Here is a 20539-nt window from a genome sequence, read left to right as displayed (position 1 = left end):
GGCGCCTCAACCTCGGCCCGGATAGCGACGAGGCTCCAAACCTAGGCGCCCCAGATGTCCCTGGCGTAGCGGACAAAGTTGCCGCCCAGGATCTTCTCGATGCGGGCGGGCCTGTGGCCGCGCTCGGCCAGCAGGCGGTAGAGCTTGCGGAACTGGTCGGGGCCGCGCAGGTCGTCGACGAAGGGGTGGGTGTCGGCGCGCTCGCCGGGAGCGGCGATGCCCTTGGCCTTGCGGTCCTCGTGTTCCTTCCTGAGGGCGTCCTTGTAGAGCTCGAGGTCGTCGATGGGCGTCGTGCCGCCGTCGGTGCCGATGCCGACGTGGTCCTCTCCGCAGACGTTCAGCGCGTGCTCGATGTGGGCCACCACATCGACCGCACGGGCGTGCCCCGACAGGTTCAGGAACGGCATGAAGTAGATGCCCACGAAGCCGCCCTTCTCGGCGACCAGCCGCAACTCCTCGTCGGTCTTGTTGCGGGGCAGGTCGGTGAGCGCGCGGCAGCCGGTGTGGTTGATCGAGATCGGCTGTTTCGAGGCCCGCGCGGCGTCCAGGCAGATCTGGCGGCCCGAGTGGCTGAGGTCGACCATGACGCGGTTGCCGTTCAGACGCTCCACTACCTTGTAGCCGAAGTCCGTGAGGCCGCGGCCTTCCGGGACGATGGAGCCGTCGCCGAGCTGGTTGCGCAGGTTGTAGGTGAGCTGGACGATGCGGACGCCGAGGTCGGCGAAGATGTCCACGCGCGCCGGGTCGTCGCCCATCATGGCGGCGTTCTGGAAACCGTAGATAACACCGATCTTCTTCTCGGCCTTGGCGCGGACGATGTCGGCGGCGGTGAGGACCTTGATCAGGTCCTTCGGATTGGCCCGGATCATGGCGTCGTACTGGCCGACGTCGGCCACAGACTGCTGGAACGGCTCCTGCGGGCCGGCGACGTAGCCGATGGTGCAGTTGACCGCGGTCATGCCGGAGGCATGCGCGTCCTTGAGGATGCGCGGGGTGACCGCGGCGCGCTTGGGCTCCTCAAGGTTCGGGTCGATCAGGCCGCCCAGGGCGTTGACGACGATCATCCGGGCGATGGGATCGGCGGGGGCCGCGGCGGCGGCGGGCGCAGTGAGGGCGGCGGCGGACAGGGCCAGGAGGTCTCGGCGGTTCATTCAACGTCTTCCATCTCGACCTTGGTGAGCGGCTTGAAGTCGGCGCGGCGGTATTCACGGCCGCGCTTGACGGTCAGTTCGAGGGTCTTGAGGTTGGCGATGTCGGCGGTGGGGTCCTTGGCGACCACGATCAGGTTGGCAAGCTTGCCGGCCTGGATCGTACCGGTGTCGTCGGCCTGGCCGGCGGCGCGGGCCCCGTTGATGGTGGCGGCGCGGATGACGTGGGCGGGCGGCATGCCCAGCTTCACCAGGGCGGCCAGTTCGTGGTGCAGGGTGGGCCAGGGATCGTTCCAGGGCGCGACCCAGTCGGTGCCGGTGGAGATGTCGACGCCCACCTTCCAGGCCTGGTGCGTGATCGCGTCGGACATGGCGCCCGAGCACAGCGGCTTCTTCATCTTCGGGTCGGCGGCGGCGCGGGCCTCGATAGTGGCGTAGATGCTGGTGGTGGCGTCCAGCATCGTCCCCTGGTCCCGCATCCGGGCGAGCAGCGCAGCGACCACCGGGTTGTCGGCGCCCAGGAACGGCGCGGGGTCCATGGGCGTGCGCGACTGATAGGTTTGGGGCGTGCCGGCGACCTGATGGCCCAGCGAGCAGGCATGGGAGATCACGTCGGGCCTTGCGTCGATCACCTCGGCCGGCGTGGTCGGATAGACTGCGGCGTGGGCCCAGACCTGCATCCCCTGGCGATGCGCTTCGGTGGTGATCTTCCGCACCAGGTCGGCGGGCAGGTTCGCATAGATCTTGATCGCCGTGGCCGAGGTCCCGCGCGCCAGGGTGACGGCTTCGCGCAGGTCGGTCCTGTCGTCGATCGCCTGCATCCAGGGCGTCTTGCCCGGGGTGAAGCCGTAGCTCACGGCCAGGGTGCGGGGGTCCTCGAAGAAGGACGGGCCAGCCATCAGGGCGGCGTAGTGGATGTCGGGGGCCGGAATCTCGCCCTTGCGGCTGGCGCGGGTCAGTTCGGCCACCGCGCGCAGGTCGTCGGCCATGTCGCGGACGGTGGTGACGCCGCCGTAGAGATCGCGGCGCAGGCTGGCCTCGGCCTGGCGGCGGTTGGGCGGGGTGGCCAGGTGCTCGTGGCTGTCGACCAGACCGGGCAGCAGGTACTTGCCCGTGAGATCGACCACCCGGGCGCCGGCCGGCGCGGGCAGCCGGTCGTTTGGCAGGACCTTGGCGATGCGCTCGCCATCCACCAGCACCGACATGCCGGCCCGGCCCGGCGATCCCGTGCCGTCGATCACGGTGGCGTTGCGGTAGAGGACCGGCTCGGCCGCCGTCGCGGTCGATAGCGCCAACGTCGCGGCGAACCCCGCCAGCACGGATCGGATCATGCGCCCTCGCCCCAAAACTAGATCGGCAGGGTTAGGGCCGGGGCCGGTGCGTCGCAATGGGCAATGGCTCTAGCCCCGGCAGTCGCCCTCGGGGTGATACTGGAACTCGGCGGCGGTGCGCCAGCAGGCCGCGGATTCGCGCTCGGTCTTCCAGGCATAGGCGAGGAAGGCGCACATCAGCGCCAGCGCGACGCTGACCAGGGTCATGACGCGGACGGTGGCGACGGTGCGATCTGGCTTCGGGCGGCCGCTCGACATGCGCTGGCTTTGGCCGATGCGGCCGCGCAGGGCAAGGGCGGGCGTGCGTCAGGCGGGGTCCGCGACCCGGCCGACCGCACCGACCTGGCGTTCGCCCTGCCAGATGACGACCTCGACGGCGCTCATATGATCGTCCAGCACCTGGCGGGCCCGGACCAGGGCGTGGGCCTCATCGCGGCACTCGATGGTTTCGAAGGCGGCGGACGAACCGTCGGGGCGACAGGGATAGAAGGTGAACAGCGGCACGGCATATCTCCCGAGCGCCACCATACACCTTTCGCCGCAAAGTTGAGTCGGATTGCCGACCGTCGCCTAAGAAGCGATTCGTCCGTTGCGTTCGACCGCGGCGGTGAGCCGCGCCATGGCGCGGCCGAGCTGGACGCGCAGTTCGTTGGCGGTGACCAGCACCGGGGCGGAGACAGCCAGGAAGATCATCAGAGCCGCCACCGAGCCCGGCGGAGCCACGCCGTTCGGCGCGAGGAAGAGGGCGAACCCGACCCCGCCGCCGGCCAGCATCACCAGGGCGCCACAAAATGGGCCGCGCACCAGGCCCGCGATGAGCACGGCGGCCACATAGAGCATGAAGGGCGAAAGCGCGCCCAGCTTCGGCCCGAGCGCCATGCGGGCCATGGTGGCGAGACCCACCAGGATGGCCGCCACGACGATGCTGATCAGCGCCTGGACGGCGATCTGTCCCGGGCGTTTACGGGTGGCCATGGGAGGAGCTTTGGCGAACGGACGAGGGCAAGGCAACCACCTTCGCCACTGAGGCGAGACCCCGCCTCGAATAGGGCGCTCGGACCGCCGGGCCAGAGCCGGGCCGGGTCCGACCACCCACGAAAGGCCGTCCGTCGGGGAGTCGCATGGGGGCGATCGCCCCATCCGCACGGCCTACACGGATCGTGGATGGCCGGGCCGAGCCCGGCTCCGGGGCGCCTCAGAGGCCGGTCGGCGCCGGCGTCGCAGCAGGTTCGGCCGGGGCGGCGGGGGCGGCCGGGACCGCGTCGCAGCTCTTGCCCGAGTAGAGGCCGGCCAGCAGCGCCTTGCGGGTTGTCGCCGTCTGGATGGTCTCCTGCGCCTGCGCCTGCACCTGGGCGGCGCGCTGCTTGGCCATGTTGGCCATGTTGTTGGCGAACATGCCGGCGCCCGGCACGCGACCCAGCATGCCGGTGCGCAACATGCCTTCCACGGCCACGGTCGAGGCCAGCCCGGCGCCCTGGGCCGAGCCGTTGGCCTTGGAGACCTGGGCGTTGGCGCCGGCCATCACCTGATCCATACGCGCGCCCTCGGCGGCGATCGCGGCGCAGTCCATGGACGCGTCGCCCGGATAGCTGACCTGGAGAGCCTGGGCGGACGCCTGGCCCGCGAAGAGCGCGGCCACGGCCACGCCGGCGATGATGATCTTCTGCATAATTTCCCCCATGAAACCCTCTAAGGTTCCAAGGGTAGGGCGGGGATTTCAGCCTGGCCTCCCCCGATCGGGGGTGTCGGTTCAGCCTTCCGCGACCAGGTCCGCCAACGCCTGCGGGTGGGTGAACTGAGGCAGGACCCCGGCGCCCTGCAGGGCCACGGAGCGCACGCCCGGAATCCCCAGCCAGGCCGGATCCAGATGGCCGGGCAGCCCCGTCGAGAGCACGACGGTCCAGTCGTGGCCGCCGAGGCCCGTGGGCGGCCGCCAGCCGTTGGCGTAGGCGGCATGTTCCGCGGCGAAGCCCCAGACCGAGCGGGCGCAGAGCGCCTGGATGTCGCGGATCAGGAACGCCCGGACGTCCGGGTCGTCCAGGGTCCGAGCGTCGAGCGGCAGATCGCTGAACACCTTGTCCAGGATCTGTTCCAGGAGGCGGGTGGTGGCCTGTCGGCGCAGGAACTCCGCGAAGGTGACCACCAGGTCCGGATTACGCAGCAGGTGGCGTTGGATGCCGGCCCCGAGCGTGGTGCGGTCGTCGGCGACGTGCATCGGCGGATGCGGGTTCAGGAGGATCGCCCGGCCCAGCAGGCCGGGGTAGTCGTGCGCGAACTGCAGGGCGACCGGTATGGCGGTGTCTCGGGCCAGCATCCGCACTCGGCGCAGCCGCAGCCGGTCGATCACCGCGGCGATATCGGCGCCGCCGGTCGCCGCATAGTCGTCCGCCGCCGGGTCCGACAGCCCAAATCCCGGCCGCTGGATCACGATGGGGCGCAGGCCCGCCGCGATCAGGCTGCGGCGGAAGCCATCGGGAAGACGCCGCCCGGCCGCGGCGCCGTGGAACACCAGCACCGGCTCGCCGTCATAGGGGCCGTAGTCGATGAGCGCCACGCGCCGGGCCCCGTCCAGCGCGCCGACGATGCGCAGACGCCCCCCGCCGCCCTCGTCGCCCAGCAGCGGTTCGGCGGCCGAGGCCACGGCCACCAGTTCGCGGGCCTCCACAAGCATCCGGGCCAGATCCTTGGCGCCCTTGGCGCCGGTCTTCTGGAGCACGGCTTTCATGTGCGTCTTGACCGTCTCGGAGCTGAGGCCGAGCGCCTGGGCCGCTTCCGGCGCGGTGGCGCCCCGGGCCACCAGGGCCGCCACACGGGCCTCGCCGGGCGTGAGGCGGAAGGCGCTCTCGGCCAGCGCCTCGTCGCCCGCGCCCTGGTCGGCGGCCGGATCGCCGACGGCGCACATGATCGCGATCAGCCGGCCGACCAGCTCGGGCGTGCGGCGCACGCCGGCCTTGGCGTTGATGCGGCGCAGCGCGTCGCGGGCGGTCTCTCGGCCCACGCCGGCGTCGGCGGCGGCCACGTCGAGGTTGGGGGCGAACAGCAGGGCTTCGGCCAGCCGCGCTTCCAGGGCCGTGAGATCCAGCGCCCGCGCCGCCCGGCGGGCGAGCTCGGAGGAGCGGGAGGGCGCGCTGACAACCACCACCAGCCGCTCGGCGCCGGCCTGCAGGGTCAGGGTCGCCTCGGGGCCCAGCGGCCAGCGCGCCGCTGCGGCGGCGTCGCCGACCCAGGCCGTGAAGGCGGCGCCCGCCGCGCCCTCCACGAGCCCCACGACGGGACCCTCACGCAGCGCGCGTTTCAGAAGGGGACGCAGGTCGCCCGATTCCGGGAACAGGGCTAGGTACCCCTCGTCGGCGAAACAGACTTGGCCGCGGGGGGTCATGACGGCGACGGCCAGCGCCCGCCGGTCGGCGATGGCCCCGGCGATCGGCGGCAGGGCGTTGGCGGCCGCAGCGAAGTCTTCTCGGGCGCCGGCGCTGTCGGCGAGGACCGCGTCCTCCACCGCGGCCCAGGAGTCCAGCAACAGCTCGACAGGAGCGCCCGCAGGCCCGCGGGCCCGGAGCAGGTCGGAGAGTCGGGCGGACTTGATTTGCATGCGATTGAAGGGACTACGCGCCGTTCGCCACGGCAGTTGCAAGGTTCGCGGAACCGGTTCCCTGCAATCCCGGCGCCGCGATCCCACGGACGTCGCATTCCCGACATTCAACAACTTCCGTTACGCGAGTAGTTGCATGTGTTGGTTGTATCTTCTCTTGGCGATCCCGGGTTTCCGGATAAGTGTGGGCGGCGGTCGAGTCGGGGGCCATGCCGCACCATCACCATCCGGTCTTTGTCGCACTGTCGCTGCTGATCGCGGTCTTCGGATCCTGGACGGCGCTGGACCTGTCTCGCCGGGTGCGCTCGCACATCGGCCGCACCCGACAGGTGTGGCTCGGGACCGCGGCGGTCGCCATGGGCGTCAGCATCTGGTCCATGCATTTCATCGCCATGCTGGGCTTCGATCCCGGGGTGGCGGTCGGCTACGACGTCGGCCTGACCCTGCTGTCGCTGGCGCTGGCGGTCGCGGCCACCTGGGGAGCGTTCTTCTCGGCGGCCCGGGAGCGGTCGGGCGGCGCCCTGGTGATGCTGGCGGGCGCGGCGATGGGGGCAGGCATCTGCACCATGCACTACGTGGGCATGGCGGCGATGCGCATGTCCGCGCCGATGCGCTACGAGCCGCGGCTGGTGGCGCTGTCGCTGCTGATCGCGGTGGTGGCGGCCACGGCGGCGCTGGTGGCGGCCCGGCGCGAGCGGTCGCGGCGCTGGCGGGCGACCGCGGCCCTGATCCTGGGGTTCGCCATCGCCGGCATGCACTACACCGGCATGGCCGCCCTGATCCTGGCTCCGGGCCACGCTGCGGGGATCGGCTCCGGCGCGCCGCCCTACGGGCTGGGGCTGGGCGTCGCGGCAGGCGCCATGCTGATCCTGTTCCTGGCCCTGCTGGCGGCGCTGTACGACCAGCGCCTGAACGTGCTGGCGGCGCTGGAAGCCGGCGGGGTCGGCTACTGGGAGCTGTCGCTGCCGGACCGGACGCTGCACGTCTCGCCGCGAGGCCGGCGGCTGCTGGATCGCCGCCCGGGCACGCCGTTCGGGGTAGCCGACCTGCTGGCCATGGCGCCGTCCGGCGACGGCGTGCGGGAAGCCCAGCTGCAGGCCGCGATCGACACGGACAAGGAGTATGACCTGGAGCTCCGCATCGTCGCTCGGCGAGGTGGGACCCGCTGGGTCAATGTGCGCGGCCGCGTGGTGGACCGCGTCGCCGGACGCCCGCGCCGGATGGTGGGGGTGATGTTCGACATCACCGAGCGCCAGGAGGCCTTCGCCCAGGTCGCCGACAGCGAGCGGCGCCAACGGCTGCTCATCGACGAATTGAACCACCGGGTGAAGAACACCCTGGCCGCCGTGCAGTCGATCTCGCGCCAGTCCGCCAAGCGGGCCGGTTCGATCGACGACTTCCGGGAGCTGTTCGAGGCCCGCCTGATCGCGCTTTCGCAGACCCACAACGCGCTTACACGCACCTCGTGGGAGCGGGCTCAGCTGGACGAACTGCTGCACCAGCAGCTTGATCCCTATCCGCCGGACCAGGTGCAGCTGGACGGGCCGCAGGTCGACCTGGCTCCGCGCGAGGCCCTGGCGCTGGGCATGGTGTTCCACGAGCTGGCCATGAACGCCGCGAAGTACGGGGCCCTATCGACCCGGGCCGGACGGGTGCGGGTGAGCTGGGCGGTGATCCCCGGCGGCGCGGGCGAGGAGCTGTTGCTGGACTGGGCCGAAAGCGGCGGTCCCGCCGTGACCGCGCCAGGCCAGCGCGGGTTCGGCACCCGCATGGTTCAGGGCGCGGTGATGGGCGAACTCGGCGGGACTTCAGAGCTCAGCTTCGAGACGGGCGGCTTCCGTTGCAAGCTCTCCATCCCCCTGGACTTCGGACGGGGCGCCGCCCGAGATGAACCGAACCTGAAGTCGGGGGTTCAGGAGGGGTTCAGCGCGACCCGCGCCAAGTGAGGCGATGGAACACGCAACCCGAGGACCCGCTATGAAACACCTTCTGTACGCCGCCGTCGCGGTCGTGACCGCCGCCGCGCCGATCGCGGCCTCGGCCCAGCCCGCCCATGAGCGCCGCGAGGATCGGCGCGAACTGCAGGAAGACCGCCGCGAGTTGAGGGAGGACCGCCGTGACGCCCACCGCGACGGCGTGGTCACCGGCCGCGAACAGCGCGAACTGAACCGCGACCGGTCCGAGGTGCGGCAGAGCCAGCGGGAAGTCCGCTTCAACCGCGCTCGCGCCGAAACCTGGCGGAACCGGTCCGAATGGCGCAGCTACCGCGGCGCGCGGCCGGGCTACTGGTACGCGCCGGGCTACGGATATCGGCCGGTCGTGCGCGGCCACAACTGGCGGCGCGGCGCCTATGTGCCGGCCGCGTACCGCGGGTACTATGTGCAGGACCCCTACTACTACGGCCTACGCGCGCCGCCCCGCGGCTATCGTTGGGTCTATGCCGACGGCAATTTCGTGCTGATGGCCCTGGCCACCGGGCTGATCGCCGAAGTGCTGATGAACGGCTACTAGAATGCGATGGGGGAAGGGAAACCTTCCCCCGCTTGCTACGAGCTCAGTGCAGGGTCGAGACCGGGTTCATTGGCGCGCCGCCGCCGCCTCGCGGCAGCGAGAGCACCAGCGCCGAGCCCCCGGCGTCGGCCCGAAGCGCCACCGCGGCGCCGAGCTGTTCGGTCATGGCGCGCAGCAGGTAGCCGTGGGTCACCGACACCAGCGCGCCGTCGCGCCCCTCTCCCGTCTCGGAGATCGCCACTTCGGCCTGGCGGCCGTCGGCGCCGAAGCGGAGGCGCAGCGGCCCGGTGACGCCGGTGTCGAACAGCGCGCCGAGGCACTCGGCCAGGGCCACGCCCAGCGAGGTCGCCTCCTCCGTGTCCAACTTGAGTCCGGACGCCTCGACCAGCACCCGCTCGGGCGGCTGATCGCGGGCCACGCAGACGGCGCGGGCCAGCGCGGCCGCGAACGCGTCGAAATCCACGGCCTCGTCCACCCGTCCGCCCAGCTCTCGGTGCACCCGGGAGATCAGCAGAGTGCGCTCCATGGCCCGCTTCAGGCTGTCGGCCACCTGGGGTTCGGGCTCGCCCTTGGCCTGCAGGGCGAGGATGCCGGCCACCAGGCGCATATGGTGGGTCATCCGCTCGTTGAGTTCGCGGAACAGGCCCGCATGGCTGTCGGCCACCGCCTGGGCCCGGCCCAGCTCGCGCGACACGTTCTTCAGTGCGCCGGTCAGGCCGGTGATCACCACGATCGCCACCGCGCAGACCAGGCTGAAGAAGCCGAAGGCGGCGAGGACGGTGGGGGTCGCCTTCCAGGCGAAGGCCGGCTGGACGAAGCAGAAGAAGGCCAGGACCGAGGAGACCAGGGCCGCCGCGACCGCCGGGCCGCGCCCGAAGGCGTAGGCGGCGAGGATCACCGCCGGATAGAAGGTCGAGTAGGCGAGACCTCCCCCAAGCACATCCTCGAACTGCAGGCGGAACAGGAAAGCGGCGGCGACCATGGCGGCCGTCCAGACCCAGGGCATGACGACAGGGTCGCGCAAGGCGGAGGGTAGGCGTTCGGCAAGCTTGGACATCCATCGGGCTCTAGCACACATGGGGCTGGCGCGCTTGACCGGATCGACACAAAGGTGGGCGATGAACGACCGTGACGTCTATCTCAAGCTGGCCGCGATGGCCGAGGAGTTGATGGCGCTGTCCGAGGAGGCCGAGACCCTGGTCGGCCAGACCGGGCTGCGCACCGCCGCCGGCACCATCGCGGGCACGGCCAAGGCGATCTACGACCACGCCCTGGGCGGCTCCGAGCATTAGCGGCGAAACCGGCGCGGTCGGGCTGGTTCTGGCGGAAATCGGTCGCTAGCTTCGCCGGATGAAGTTGATCCTCGCCTCCTGCGCCGCCAGCCTTCTCGTCTCGACGCCCTCGATGGCCCAGAACCTGTGGATCTCGGGCGGGCCGATCTACACCGGCGTCGCCGACCGCCCGACCGCCGAGGTGGTGGTCGTGCAGGACGGCAGGATCTCCTTCGTGGGCGATCCCAAGACCGTGCGGCTGAAGCTCAACCCCGGCACCGAGACGATCGACCTGAAGGGCGCGGCCCTGTTCCCCGGCTTCGCCGACGCCCACGCCCACCTGCGGGGCATCGGCGAGCGGGAGCTGTCGCTGAACCTGGAGGGCTCGAAATCGGCCGCCGAGGCGATGATGCGAGTGAAGGCCTATCTGGCGGCACGCAAGCCGACGGGGCCGGTCTGGGGCCGCGGCTGGATCGAGACCGGCTGGCCCGAGGGCCGGTTCCTGCAGCGGAGCGACCTGGATCCCATCGCGCCGGACCAGCCGGTCCTGCTGGTCCGCGCCGACGGCCACGCGCTGGTGGCCAATTCGGCGGCGCTGAAGGCGGCGGGCGTCGACGAGAGCACTCCGGTCCCGGCCGGCGGCGACATCCTCAAGGGCCCCGACGGCAAGCTGACCGGCCTGCTGGTCGACAACGCCATGGCCTTGGTCCGCAAGCTGCAGCTTCCGCCCACCGAGGCCGACCGGCGCGCGGCATTCGCTGCCGCCTTCAAGGTCGAGGCCGCCTACGGCTGGACCGGCGTCCATTCCATGAGCGTCTCCTGGCCCGACGTAGAGCTGCTGGAGAGCTTGAACGCCGAGGGCAAGACGCCGCTCAGGGTCTACAATGCCGTCGACGCCGACCAAGCCGGGCCGCTGTTTGCCCAGGGCCCGCGCAACACCGGCGACGAGCGGGTCGTCACCCGGGCGATCAAGCTCTACGAGGATGGCGCGCTGGGCTCCCGCGGCGCGGCGCTGTTCGAACCCTACGCGGACGCGCCCGGCACGACGGGCCTGGTGCGCACGCCGCCCGAACGGATGCGCGACGCCATGACCAAGGCCAAGGCCGTGGGAATCCAGGTCGCGGCCCACGCCATCGGCGACCGCGGCAACGCCAACGTGCTGGACCTGATGGCCGAGCAGAAGCCGGACGGCCTGCGCTGGCGCATCGAGCACTCGCAGGTCGTGCGACCGGCCGATATCCCACGCTTCGCCACGTTGGGCGTGATCGCCTCCATGCAGCCCAGCCACGCCATCGGCGACCTGCACTTCGCTCCGGCCCGGCTGGGCGAAGGCCGGCTCGCCGGGGCCTATGCGTGGGAGTCCATGCTCAAGGCGGGCGTGACGGTGGTCGGCGGCTCGGACGCGCCGGTGGAGCGGGGCGATCCGTTGATCGAGTTCTACGCCGCGGTGGCGCGCAAGGACCTGGCCGGCTTCTCGGCGCCCAACTGGCATCCCGAGGAGGCGCTCAGCCGCGCCGAGGCGCTGAAGCTGTTCACGTCGTCGGCCGCCTACGCCCGGTTCGCCGAAGACGAGCTGGGCACGATCGAGGCGGGCAAGCGCGCCGACCTCACCGCTTTCTCCGTGGACCTGATGACGGCGCCCGAGGCCGAGATTCCGAAGGGCCACGCCGTGCTGACGGTGGTGGACGGCCAGGTGGTCTACCGGAAGCCCTGAACGTCGGGAACGCCACGGAACGGGCGCGGCGGCTGCGGGTTTGGGGGGCGACCCCTTGAACCCTGGAGACCGCCATGACCCTCAGCAACGCCGACGTCCAGGACCGCCTGTGGAAGGCGGTCGAGAACGAGCACACCGGCATGCTCGGCCTGACCCATGACAGTCACCACTTCCAGCCGATGACCGCCTTCGTGGAGCGGGACAGCAACACCCTGTGGTTCTTCACCCGCAAGGACACCGACCTGGCGCAGCAGGTCGCCACGGGCGCGGCCGGAACGGACGCCGCCTTCATCTTCCTGGACCGCAAGCTGCAGGCCTGCATCGACGGCCGGCTGGCCCTGGCCCACGATCGCGACCGGATCGATCGCTACTGGAACACCCACGTCGCGGCCTGGTACCCCGAGGGGAAGGACGATCCTGCCCTGACCCTCCTGCGCCTGGAGGTGACCGAAGCAGCCGTCTGGATCACGGAGGGCGGATTGCTGAAGTATGCGTTCGAGGTGGCGAAGGCGAACGTGAGCAACTCAACGCCCGACGTCGGCGAGCGGCGCGACCTGAACTTCCACTAGGCGGCGAGTTGAGGCCGGGGCGCGAGGGACAATAGTCGTCGCCGCCGCGCCCTGTCCTTGAAAGTTGATTCGAACTGATTCGCGCGCCAAAACGCACGTCATCTATAGTTGCGTCGACTAACCGACAGGCTCGGCAGCTCGCCAAGGCGTGCCGCTTCTATAGATGCGGCCAAGATTTCACCTAAATTTACAAACGACGCTGCGTGAGTGTCGTGTTCTCGACAGTCTTGAGCGTCGCGCGTCGATAACTTGAAACCCAAGCCGTAGAGCGGCGTTTCAAGTCCCCGATGCAGAGGCCCGTCCCCCTGGCACAGAACAGCCTGCTCGAAGCGCTGCCGCCCTCAGATTACGCGCTCGTAGCTCAGAACCTCGTCCAGATCGAACTGGAGCGCGGGCGGCTGCTCTATGACCCCGGCGATCCGATCGACCACGTCTATTTCCCGCACGACGGGGTGGTCTCGCTGATGACCCTGATGGAAAACGGCGCAGCGATCGAAAGCGCCACGATCGGGCCGGAGGGCGCACTGGGACTGATGGCGGCCGTGGCGCCGCGGCTTTCGTTGAGCCGCGCCATCGTCCAGACGCCGCTGCGGGCGGCCCGGATCGGGGCCGAGCGGCTGCACGAGGTCTGGGACAGGAGCCCCGCGTTGCGCGACCTGGTCGACCGCCACACCGAGGCGCTGTACGGCCACGCCATCCAGTCGGTGGCCTGCAACGCCCTGCACTCGGTGGAGGCCCGCTTCTGCCGTTGGCTGCTCACCTGTCACGACCGGATTTCCACCGACACCGTGGCCCTGACCCAGGAGTTCCTGGCCGACATGCTGGGCGTGCAGCGCACGACGGTGACAGCGGTCGCCCGGTCGTTGCAGGAGAAGGGCGTCATCCGCTACCGTCGCGGCGTGGTGGACATCGTCGACCGCCAGGCCCTCCAGGGGCTGACCTGCGAATGTTACGGCGTGATCCGCAACACCTACACCCGGCTGCTGGGGGCCTGAGCGCTCCAGCCCCTTCGTGGCGCCGGCATCCCGCTCGTTGCTAGCCCATTGCGTGGGATCGATTTTCCTCGTTTTGTCCGCCTCGATGGGGGTTTCGGAGCCGAATGGGGCTCCGTTCCAGTCGAGAAGAGATCGATGATTTCCGAAACGCGCAAAATCCTGCTGTCCGCCGGGGCGGCGGCCGCCCTGACCTTCGCCGCCGGGGCCGCCCTGGCCCACGAGGAGCACGCGTGCCTCGACGCAGCCTGCGCCAGCGAGCTTCTGTTCGCGGACACAGACGCGCCGACGGGCGCCGGCGAGGTCTCGCTGGCCTCTCCCAAGTACGGAACCTGGGGCTTCGACCTCTCGGGAATGGACCGCGGCGTCAAGCCAGGCGACGACTTCTTCAAGTTCGCCAACGGCAAGTGGGACGAGCGCACGGTGATCCCGTCCGATCGCGTCCGCTACGGCAATTTCAACAAGCTGCGCGAGCTCAGCGAACACCGCATGCACGCGATCCTTGAAGAGGCCGCCGCCGGCAAGCTCACCGACCCGGACGCCGCTAAGATCGCCGCAGGCTATGCCGCGTTCATGGACGAGGCCCTGGCCGAGAAGCTGGACGCCAAGCCGATCGCGCCGGAACTGGCCGAGATCCGCAGGGTGAAGAGCAAGGACGAGTTCACCGTCCTGATGGGCAAGGCCAACGTCTCGGGCTTCACCTCCCTGTTCCCCGTGGGCATCAACATCGACGCCAAGAGCCCGATGAAATACGCGGTGACCACGGCCAACGGCGGCCTGGGCCTGCCCGATCGCGACTACTACCTGCAGCCGAACTTCGCGGAGAAGAAGGCCAAGTATCAGGCCTATGTGCAGCAGATGCTGACCCTGGCCGGCTGGGAGCAGCCCGCCGAGAACGCCAAGGCCATCGTCGAGTTCGAGACCAGGCTGGCCGAGGCGAGCTGGAGCCGGATCGAGCGGCGCGACCGCGACAAGACCTACAACCCGATGTCGCCCGCCGAACTCACCGCCTTCACCCCGGGCATAGACTGGAACCGCTACCTCGCCGCCACCGGCCTCCCGAAGGTCGAGCGGGTCGTGGTCAGCACGAACACCGCCTTCCCGAAGGTGGCGAAGATCTATGCGGACACCCCGCTTGAGACGCTGAAGGCCTGGCAGGCGTTCCACGTGGCCGATGGCGCGGCGCCGTACCTGTCCAAGCGCTTCGTCGACGCCAACTGGACGTTCCGGTCCAAGGAGCTGGCCGGCCAGCCCGAGCAGCAGGCGCGCTGGAAGCGGGCGGCGGCGTTCATGGACAATGGCATCGGCGAGTCCATCGGCCGGATCTATGTGGCCCGCTACTTCCCGCCGGAAGCCAAGGCCAAGATGGACGCCCTGGTCGTGGATATCCGCACGGCGCTGAAGGGCCGCATCGAGACCCTGGCCTGGATGGGGCCCGAGACGCGCGAAAGGGCGCTGGAGAAGCTCGGCAAGTTCACCGTCAAGATCGCCTATCCGGACAAGTGGCAGGACTATTCCAAGCTGACGTTCGAGAAGGACGACCTCTACGGGAACGTCCTGCGCTCGGGCGCGTACGAGTGGCAGCGCCAGGTGGCTCGGCTGAATGGCCCGGTGGACAAGGCCGAGTGGGGCATGACCCCGCAGACGGTCAACGCCTACTACAACTTCGCCAACAACGAGATCGTGTTCCCGGCGGCGATCCTACAGCCGCCGTTCTTCGACCCCGACGCGGACCCGGCCATCAACTACGGCGGCATCGGCGGGGTGATCGGCCACGAGATCAGTCACGGCTTCGACGACCAGGGCCGGAAGTCGGACGGCGACGGCGTGCTGCGCGACTGGTGGACCGCCGAGGACGCCGCGAAGTTCAAGATCCAGGCCGACCGGCTGGGCGCCCAGTACTCGGCGTTCGAGCCCCTGCCCGGCGCCAAGGTTCAGGGCGGCCTGACCATGGGCGAGAACATCGGCGACAACGGCGGCCTGAGCCTGGGCCTCGACGCCTATCACGCCTCACTGAAGGGCAAGCCGGCGCCGGTGATCGACGGCCTGACCGGCGACCAGCGCGTCTTCCTCGGCTGGGCCCAGGTCTGGCGCGAGAAGAGCCGCGACGAGGCGCTGCGCCAGCAGGTGGTCACCGATCCCCACTCGCCGGCCTACTACCGGGTCAACGGGACCATCCGGAACATCCCCGGCTGGTACACGGCCTGGGACGTCCAGCCGAGCGACAAGCTCTACGTCGCGCCCGAGCAGCGGGTGAAGATCTGGTGATGGGCCATCCCTCTCCTAAAGAGGAGGGATGGTGAGTTGGGCCGCGCCGAACGCCAGGCCGCACAGCAGCGCGGTCTGGCAGGCCAGGGCGGCGAGCGGGCGCCAGCCCATGGACTTGAGTCCGGCGATCGAGGTCTTGGCGCCGACGGCGACGACGCCCGCGCCGATCAGCAGGTTGGAGGCGAAGGTTGCGGCGGGGAGCACCCCGGCCGGCACCACGCCGGTCGAGCGCAGCCCGGCCAGGGCGAAGAAGGCGATGACGAAGCCCGGCAGCAGGGCCGCGCGGCCGAGCGACTTGCCCTCGCCGCGCGCGCTGCTGGCGAACGAGAAGGCCACCGCGGCCACGACCAGGGCCAGCAGCGAGACGCGGACAAGCTTCACGGTCACGGCCATGTCGCCCACGGCGGGCGAGACGGAATAGCCCGCCCCCGCCACCTGGGCCACGTCGTGGATCGAGGCGCCCAGGAAGATGGCGGCCGCTTCCGGCGGCAGGCCCGCCAGGTGCGCGATCGCGGGGTAGGCCAGCATGGCCAGCGTCGAGAGCGTCGCGACGACGGCCACCACATAGCCGGTCTGGCGCTCGGCTTCGGGCCCCTTGGGCAGGACGGAGGCGACGGCCATGGCGGCGGAGGCGCCGCAGATCGCCGTGGCGCTGGCCGAAAGCATCGAGAACCCACGCGGCAGGCCGAACAGCCGGCCGATGGCCGAGCCGACGCCCAGGGTCAGGGCCACGCAGCCCAGCACCAGCAGGAGGGTCGTCACGCCGAGGTGGGCGATGTCGCCCAGGACGATCCGCAGGCCCAGCAGCGCGATCCCGGCCCGCAGCAGCGGACGCTCCGCGACCTTCAGGCCGGGGGCGAGGTCCAGGCGGCCGGCCAGCGGCGCGGCGATCAGGAAGCCCGCGACCAGGGCGAAGGGGGCCACGGGGGCGTGCATCGCCGTGGCGATCCAGGTGGCGACGCCCGTGAGCACGAGCGCCAGCGCAAGGCCCGGCGCCCAGGCGGGAAGTCGGGCCGGGGCCTTGGGCGCGGTGCGATGGGTGACCATGCGCTCGTGCAACTCGCGGATGCGGCGGCTGCCCGAAGACTGGAAGGCGAAGGGGAACAGGCCGTGCAGCAGGCAGGCCAGGGCGCCCACCGCCATGGTGAAGGCGAAACCCCAGGCCGAGCCGAGGTGTTCGAAGTAGGTCTCACCGACCGTCTCAGGGTGCTGCGTGAAGGCCTTGAGCATCGTCCAACCCCGCCCGCGGAAACGAGCGTCCAAGGATGGCGGAGCAGGTGGGAATATCATTGCCGAAGGCGGCCGATAACGGCCGGACCGGGAGAACGTTCATCCCTTCATTGGAGCGCATCGAGAATCTGAAACTCCGATGCGCTTCAGGATACTCAATGAGATCCTAAGACCGCGGCCGAATCGGCGGGCCTAGTCGCGGCGGGGAACGCCGAACGCGCGCAGCCGGGCGGGCAGGCGGGTAGCGTGGCGGGTGGCCTCGCGCATGGACACGAACGGGGTGGCGTCGCACTGGGCGGCGACCCACTCCATCGCGCCGTCGGCGGCGAGGCGCAAGTAGGCGGGACCGTCGGCGGCGTAGTCGGCGATCCGAGCCACGAAGGCCGGAAGGGTCGTCACGTCGCGGACGGCGGCGGCAGTCGCAAGCATCTGGTTTCTCCCTGTCTCTTGAGGGGAAACCTAGACCCGCGAAGGGGTCGCTAACCATTTCGGTCGAACCCCTAAGGGCTTGCCCGTAGGGATTTCCACGATCGGCTCAAGGTCGCAGATGGACCAACCGCCCGGCGACCAGCGTGGCGCGCACCCTCCCGGCGTCCGGCGCGGCCAGAACGTCAGCTAGCGGGGCGTCCAGCAGGCAGAGATCGGCGGCGGCGCCCACGGCGATCCGGCGCGGGGCGCGACCGGCGGCGGCGGGATCGTCGAGGTAGAGCGACAACGCCCGCGCGGGGTCTAGCCTTTCGCCGGCGCCCAGGACCACGCCGCCCCGGCTGGTGCGATGGACGGCCGCGGCGACCCCCGCCCAGGGGTCGGGCGAGGCATAGGGAGCGTCGGAACTGGCGGCCACCGGCACGCCCGCGTCCAGCAGACTGCGGCAGCGATAGAGGTCGGACTGGTCGGCGGGATCGACACGGGCCGCATAGCGGTCGCCGCGCTCGTGGATGAAGGCGGGCTGGGTGACGACGGTGAGACCCAGGCGCTTCAGGACTCTCACCGCATCGGCCGGGATGACCCCGCCGTGCTCGATCCGGTCGCCGGCCTGCGCGCCCGCGGCCTCGAAGGCCGCCAGGCTCAGGGCCAACTCGGCGGCGGTCACGCAGTGGACGGCCACGGTGCGGCCCTGGTCGCGGGCGGCCGCGATGCGGTCCAGGAAGTCGTCGAAGTCCGGCAGGGCATGGTCGTCCAGCAGCACCTTCAGTGGCCCGACCGCGAAGGCGCCGTCGTCCGGCGCGGCGAGCCGCCCGCCGCTCATCAGCATCAGGCGCTGCGGCAGGGCGCCTGAGCGGTGGGCGCCGGCGAGAATCGCCGCGGCGGAGGCGTCTGTGGTCACGCTAGCGTCGGTGAGCGCCGTGATCCCGCAGGCCGCCAGGCGCGCCCCGATCGGAGCCAGCGGCGGCGGCTCGACGCCGATCCGGGTGCGGAGCCAGGCGTCGCCGCGCCAGATGCGGCCGTTGTCCCGCTCCACGCCGGGCGGATCGTCGCCCTCGCCCAGGGCTTCCACCGCCAGGCTGTTCAACACCCACAGCGACCCGGTCTGATGCTGGACCCGCAGCCGGTGGCGCGGCGCGAGGCGGTCGAGGTCGGCGCGGGCCAGGTCTCCGGCCATGGCCTCGTGATAGCCCAGTGCGCGAATCCAGGCGCCGGGCGGGCGGGCCGCGGCCGCCTCGGCGATGCGGGCGGCGAAGGCCTCCGCGTCGGTGACGTCCTCCAGCGCCACGGAATCGGCGCGAGCGGCCAGGCCCAGCAGGTGGATGTGGTGGTCGCAGAGGCCGGGGATCAGCGCCCCGCCCGTCCCGTCCAGCTCCTCGGCGGCGCGCAGGCCGGTCCCGATCTCGGCAACGCGGCCGCCGTCCAAGCGAACATCGAGGCCGGCGCGGCCATCCACCTCGACGTTCCGGATGGCGAGGCTCATGCGGCGCGCGGCAGGCGGCAGAGCGCGGCGGCGCCGACCGCGGAACGGGCCAGGGCCGCGTCGACGATCAACCCGCCACCCTGTCCCAGCGCCCGCAGCGTCCCCGCCGCGGCGGCCAGGCCCGTGACCGGATCGGCCAGGGCGTCGCCCAGGAAGCGCGGCCCCCCAGAGGTCCAGCGGACCAGGCCGCCGGCCGCCGCGGTGTCGTCGCCGAAACCGACCCGCGCCGCCGCCTCGCCGGTCCAGCCGTGGCCGGTGACGGCGGTCCAGACCAGGCCGGGGTTGGCGGCGAAGACCGTCGCCGGATCGAGGCCCAGGGCGGCAAAGGCGCGCGGCCGGGCGCCCGTGATGAGGACGTCGGCGGCGAGGACCGCGTCGCTGAGGCGGGCCTGACCGTCCGGGCTGGCGAGGTCGAGGACGAGTTTGGTCTTCGCACCGTTGAGGTTCTCGAAGAAGCCGGGCGTGGAGGTCCGCGTCGGGTCCGGCCGGCGCACGCTCTCCACCTTGGTCACGGACGCGCCCATCGCCGCCAGGATGGCACCGCACAGCGGGCCGGCCCATAGGGCGGAGAGGTCGACGACGTTCAGTGCGGCGCGCGGCGCGCCCCCGCCGGCCATGCGGATCAGCGGTGCGGCCGGACCGTCGGCGATGGTCTCACCCACGGCGGCGGCGGGCAGGCCCAGCAGGATCGCGCCGGCGACGAGGGCCGCGCAGGCATGGCGGGGCGCGTGCGCCTCGACCTGGGCCCATGGATCGTCGCCGAACTCGCCGCCGAGCCAGGCGGGGATCAGGTCGTGGTCCTCCGCGCGGGCCAGATTCACGGCGATCCAGCCGTCGGCGGCGCGAACCAGGCGGCAGGCGCGGTTGGGCGAGGCGAGGCCGGGTGGGTCGAGACGCAGGTGGCCGGTCCGGTCCAGGACGCCCAGCCCCGCCGGATCGACGCGGCGGCCAGCGCGCGCCGTCAGTTCGGCGACCTCGGCGCAGAGCACGTCCAGGGCCGGCCGGATCGGACTCACACCTCAACCCCATCCACCAACCGCCACGCCAGCGCCGTGGCCAGGTCGATGTCGGCGCCGGAGATGGCCATGTAGCAGGCGCGGCGGCGGCCGATGCGGCGCGGGATCGTGGCCGTGCCGCCGGCGCCGGGGATCAGGCCCATGGACACCTCCGGCAGGCGGAAGTGGGCCCCCGGACGGGCCGTGACCCGCGCTGCGGCGGCCGGGACCTCGATGCCCGCACCGACGCAGGCGCCGTGCAGGTGGGCGGTCAGGCGCCCGCCCAGCGCCCGGGCCAGCCGGGCCGGCGAGCGCAGGGTGCGGATCAGGTGCGCCTGGCCGGGATCGGCCGCGCGGCCGAACTCGTCCAGGTCGCCGCCGGCGCTGAAGGCGGGGCCGGACCCGGTGAGGCTGACGGGCGGGGCGTCGGGATGCTCCATCGCGAAGCTCAGGGCTTCGGCCAGCTCATCGCGCATGCGCGCGTCGAAGGCGTTGCGGGCGTCGGGGCGGTTCAGGCGCAGACCCAGCGTTCGGCCCGCGTCGACAAGCACGCGCGGGGTCCCGTCGTCCGGCCGGTCGCGCGGCGGATTGGCGGCGCGCCACGCCCGAAAGCCCTCCGAGGCCAGCAGCATGGAATAGGCCAGCGACTCGGCGACCAGCGCCTGCTCGAAACTGACCTCGAGGCTGGCGCGCAGCACCTGGGCGGCGACCGCGGCGGCCGTCGGCTGGGCTTCGACTGCGGCCCTCAGCTCGGCGACCATGGCGTCCAGGCGGGCGGGCGGCGCGCCGACCCAGGGCCCGGGCGCGGCAGGATCGGACGACAGCAGGATGTCGAAGGGGTCGAGGCCGCCGCCGGGAACCGGTCCGCCGCGATGCACGCCCACCTGCACGACGCCCGGCGTCGCGGTGAGTGGCGGCGGATCGACACCGATCTCGGTGACGGCCAGTCCGACGCCGCCGAGCTCCGTCAGGTCGCCGATGAGGGCGGTGCTCATGCCTCCTCCGGCCG

Annotated in this window: 20 protein-coding genes; 7 read left to right on the top strand and 13 right to left on the bottom strand. The window is 71.3% G+C overall.

Translation table 11 applies throughout. The features are described from left to right. Window positions 1-41 precede the first annotated feature (41 nt). The 7 genes from EPO51_RS08605 to EPO51_RS08575 all read right to left on the bottom strand — a co-directional run bounded on the left by EPO51_RS08605 (window position 42) and on the right by EPO51_RS08575 (window position 6071). Complete coding sequence (locus EPO51_RS08605) at window positions 42-1151, bottom strand: dipeptidase (protein WP_293348767.1); 1110 nt, start codon at window positions 1149-1151, stop codon at window positions 42-44. Beyond that, window positions 1148-2479 (bottom strand): amidohydrolase family protein, encoded by a 1332-nt coding sequence (locus tag EPO51_RS08600; protein WP_293348764.1) that lies wholly within the window; start codon window positions 2477-2479, stop codon window positions 1148-1150. The genes EPO51_RS08605 and EPO51_RS08600 overlap by 4 nt, the downstream gene beginning before the upstream one ends. A 69-nt stretch (window positions 2480-2548) precedes the next feature. Then, on the bottom strand, window positions 2549-2737 hold the full coding sequence (locus tag EPO51_RS08595) for a hypothetical protein (protein WP_293348761.1): 189 nt from the start codon (window positions 2735-2737) through the stop codon (window positions 2549-2551). A gap of 48 nt (window positions 2738-2785) precedes the next feature. Continuing rightward, window positions 2786-2983 (bottom strand): hypothetical protein, encoded by a 198-nt coding sequence (locus tag EPO51_RS08590; protein ID WP_293348758.1) that lies wholly within the window; start codon window positions 2981-2983, stop codon window positions 2786-2788. Window positions 2984-3049: 66 nt separating this feature from the next. Continuing rightward, window positions 3050-3454: a histidine kinase gene (locus EPO51_RS08585; RefSeq protein ID WP_293348755.1), complete on the bottom strand. Its 405-nt coding sequence runs from the start codon at window positions 3452-3454 to the stop codon at window positions 3050-3052. Between the two features lie 220 nt (window positions 3455-3674). Next, window positions 3675-4148, bottom strand: coding sequence for a hypothetical protein (locus tag EPO51_RS08580; RefSeq protein WP_293348752.1), 474 nt, complete (start codon window positions 4146-4148; stop codon window positions 3675-3677). A gap of 81 nt (window positions 4149-4229) precedes the next feature. Then, on the bottom strand, window positions 4230-6071 hold the full coding sequence (locus tag EPO51_RS08575; RefSeq protein ID WP_293348749.1) for a bifunctional helix-turn-helix transcriptional regulator/alpha/beta hydrolase: 1842 nt from the start codon (window positions 6069-6071) through the stop codon (window positions 4230-4232). A 209-nt stretch (window positions 6072-6280) separates the two neighbouring features. Here EPO51_RS08575 and EPO51_RS08570 point away from each other — a divergent pair, with 209 nt between their 5' ends. Then, on the top strand, window positions 6281-8017 hold the full coding sequence (locus EPO51_RS08570) for an MHYT domain-containing protein (protein ID WP_293348746.1): 1737 nt from the start codon (window positions 6281-6283) through the stop codon (window positions 8015-8017). A 31-nt stretch (window positions 8018-8048) separates the two neighbouring features. Next, window positions 8049-8582, top strand: coding sequence for an RcnB family protein (locus EPO51_RS08565; protein ID WP_293348743.1), 534 nt, complete (start codon window positions 8049-8051; stop codon window positions 8580-8582). Window positions 8583-8625: 43 nt separating this feature from the next. Here EPO51_RS08565 and EPO51_RS08560 read toward each other — a convergent pair whose 3' ends face one another. Further along, complete coding sequence (locus tag EPO51_RS08560) at window positions 8626-9639, bottom strand: DUF4118 domain-containing protein (RefSeq protein WP_293348740.1); 1014 nt, start codon at window positions 9637-9639, stop codon at window positions 8626-8628. 61 nt (window positions 9640-9700) lie between these two features. Between EPO51_RS08560 and EPO51_RS08555 the strand changes: the two genes are divergently transcribed. The 5 genes from EPO51_RS08555 (at window position 9701) to EPO51_RS08535 (ending at window position 15396) form a co-directional block, all read left to right on the top strand. Then, complete coding sequence (locus tag EPO51_RS08555; RefSeq protein WP_293348737.1) at window positions 9701-9874, top strand: hypothetical protein; 174 nt, start codon at window positions 9701-9703, stop codon at window positions 9872-9874. A 58-nt stretch (window positions 9875-9932) separates the two neighbouring features. Beyond that, the gene (locus EPO51_RS08550) at window positions 9933-11567 is read left to right on the top strand and encodes an amidohydrolase (protein ID WP_293348735.1); all 1635 of its coding nucleotides are present in this window, start codon (window positions 9933-9935) and stop codon (window positions 11565-11567) included. Window positions 11568-11641: 74 nt separating this feature from the next. Next, window positions 11642-12136, top strand: a complete 495-nt coding sequence (locus tag EPO51_RS08545; protein WP_293348732.1) for a pyridoxamine 5'-phosphate oxidase family protein — start codon at window positions 11642-11644, stop codon at window positions 12134-12136. 287 nt (window positions 12137-12423) lie between these two features. Then, window positions 12424-13131, top strand: a complete 708-nt coding sequence (locus EPO51_RS08540; protein WP_293348729.1) for a Crp/Fnr family transcriptional regulator — start codon at window positions 12424-12426, stop codon at window positions 13129-13131. 135 nt (window positions 13132-13266) lie between these two features. Next, a complete protein-coding gene (locus tag EPO51_RS08535; RefSeq protein WP_293348726.1) occupies window positions 13267-15396 on the top strand; it encodes a M13 family metallopeptidase in 2130 nt (709 codons plus the stop codon). Window positions 15397-15411: 15 nt separating this feature from the next. Here EPO51_RS08535 and EPO51_RS08530 read toward each other — a convergent pair whose 3' ends face one another. The 5 genes from EPO51_RS08530 to EPO51_RS08510 form a co-directional block, all read right to left on the bottom strand. Continuing rightward, the gene (locus EPO51_RS08530; protein WP_293348723.1) at window positions 15412-16626 is read right to left on the bottom strand and encodes a putative sulfate exporter family transporter; all 1215 of its coding nucleotides are present in this window, start codon (window positions 16624-16626) and stop codon (window positions 15412-15414) included. Window positions 16627-16818: 192 nt separating this feature from the next. After that, on the bottom strand, window positions 16819-17055 hold the full coding sequence (locus EPO51_RS08525; RefSeq protein WP_293348720.1) for a hypothetical protein: 237 nt from the start codon (window positions 17053-17055) through the stop codon (window positions 16819-16821). 106 nt (window positions 17056-17161) lie between these two features. Next, window positions 17162-18535, bottom strand: coding sequence for an amidohydrolase family protein (locus EPO51_RS08520; RefSeq protein WP_293348717.1), 1374 nt, complete (start codon window positions 18533-18535; stop codon window positions 17162-17164). Continuing rightward, window positions 18532-19551, bottom strand: a complete 1020-nt coding sequence (locus EPO51_RS08515) for a CoA transferase (protein WP_293348714.1) — start codon at window positions 19549-19551, stop codon at window positions 18532-18534. The genes EPO51_RS08520 and EPO51_RS08515 overlap by 4 nt, the downstream gene beginning before the upstream one ends. Continuing rightward, window positions 19548-20525 (bottom strand): enoyl-CoA hydratase/isomerase family protein, encoded by a 978-nt coding sequence (locus EPO51_RS08510; RefSeq protein WP_293348711.1) that lies wholly within the window; start codon window positions 20523-20525, stop codon window positions 19548-19550. The genes EPO51_RS08515 and EPO51_RS08510 overlap by 4 nt, the downstream gene beginning before the upstream one ends. Window positions 20526-20539: the final 14 nt, after the last annotated feature.

It is taken from the genome of Phenylobacterium sp. (assembly GCF_004297125.1).
GTDB lineage: Bacteria > Pseudomonadota > Alphaproteobacteria > Caulobacterales > Caulobacteraceae > Phenylobacterium.
The sequence above is the reverse complement of the archived record's forward strand: the minus strand, read 5'-3'. Positions and strand labels throughout refer to the sequence as shown.

What these genes read in the sequence shown, in the direction of transcription:
- EPO51_RS08540 (WP_293348729.1), top strand. Translation starts at nt 12,424, where the DNA reads ATGCAGAGGCCCGTCCCCCTGGCACAGAACAGCCTGCTCGAAGCGCTG.
- EPO51_RS08530 (WP_293348723.1), bottom strand. Translation starts at nt 16,626, where the DNA reads ATGCTCAAGGCCTTCACGCAGCACCCTGAGACGGTCGGTGAGACCTAC.
- EPO51_RS08535 (WP_293348726.1), top strand. Translation starts at nt 13,267, where the DNA reads ATGATTTCCGAAACGCGCAAAATCCTGCTGTCCGCCGGGGCGGCGGCC.
- EPO51_RS08545 (WP_293348732.1), top strand. Translation starts at nt 11,642, where the DNA reads ATGACCCTCAGCAACGCCGACGTCCAGGACCGCCTGTGGAAGGCGGTC.
- EPO51_RS08510 (WP_293348711.1), bottom strand. Translation starts at nt 20,525, where the DNA reads ATGAGCACCGCCCTCATCGGCGACCTGACGGAGCTCGGCGGCGTCGGA.
- EPO51_RS08560 (WP_293348740.1), bottom strand. Translation starts at nt 9,639, where the DNA reads ATGTCCAAGCTTGCCGAACGCCTACCCTCCGCCTTGCGCGACCCTGTC.
- EPO51_RS08520 (WP_293348717.1), bottom strand. Translation starts at nt 18,535, where the DNA reads ATGAGCCTCGCCATCCGGAACGTCGAGGTGGATGGCCGCGCCGGCCTC.
- EPO51_RS08525 (WP_293348720.1), bottom strand. Translation starts at nt 17,055, where the DNA reads ATGCTTGCGACTGCCGCCGCCGTCCGCGACGTGACGACCCTTCCGGCC.
- EPO51_RS08575 (WP_293348749.1), bottom strand. Translation starts at nt 6,071, where the DNA reads ATGCAAATCAAGTCCGCCCGACTCTCCGACCTGCTCCGGGCCCGCGGG.
- EPO51_RS08585 (WP_293348755.1), bottom strand. Translation starts at nt 3,454, where the DNA reads ATGGCCACCCGTAAACGCCCGGGACAGATCGCCGTCCAGGCGCTGATC.
- EPO51_RS08555 (WP_293348737.1), top strand. Translation starts at nt 9,701, where the DNA reads ATGAACGACCGTGACGTCTATCTCAAGCTGGCCGCGATGGCCGAGGAG.
- EPO51_RS08580 (WP_293348752.1), bottom strand. Translation starts at nt 4,148, where the DNA reads ATGCAGAAGATCATCATCGCCGGCGTGGCCGTGGCCGCGCTCTTCGCG.
- EPO51_RS08595 (WP_293348761.1), bottom strand. Translation starts at nt 2,737, where the DNA reads ATGTCGAGCGGCCGCCCGAAGCCAGATCGCACCGTCGCCACCGTCCGC.
- EPO51_RS08565 (WP_293348743.1), top strand. Translation starts at nt 8,049, where the DNA reads ATGAAACACCTTCTGTACGCCGCCGTCGCGGTCGTGACCGCCGCCGCG.
- EPO51_RS08570 (WP_293348746.1), top strand. Translation starts at nt 6,281, where the DNA reads ATGCCGCACCATCACCATCCGGTCTTTGTCGCACTGTCGCTGCTGATC.
- EPO51_RS08600 (WP_293348764.1), bottom strand. Translation starts at nt 2,479, where the DNA reads ATGATCCGATCCGTGCTGGCGGGGTTCGCCGCGACGTTGGCGCTATCG.
- EPO51_RS08550 (WP_293348735.1), top strand. Translation starts at nt 9,933, where the DNA reads ATGAAGTTGATCCTCGCCTCCTGCGCCGCCAGCCTTCTCGTCTCGACG.
- EPO51_RS08605 (WP_293348767.1), bottom strand. Translation starts at nt 1,151, where the DNA reads ATGAACCGCCGAGACCTCCTGGCCCTGTCCGCCGCCGCCCTCACTGCG.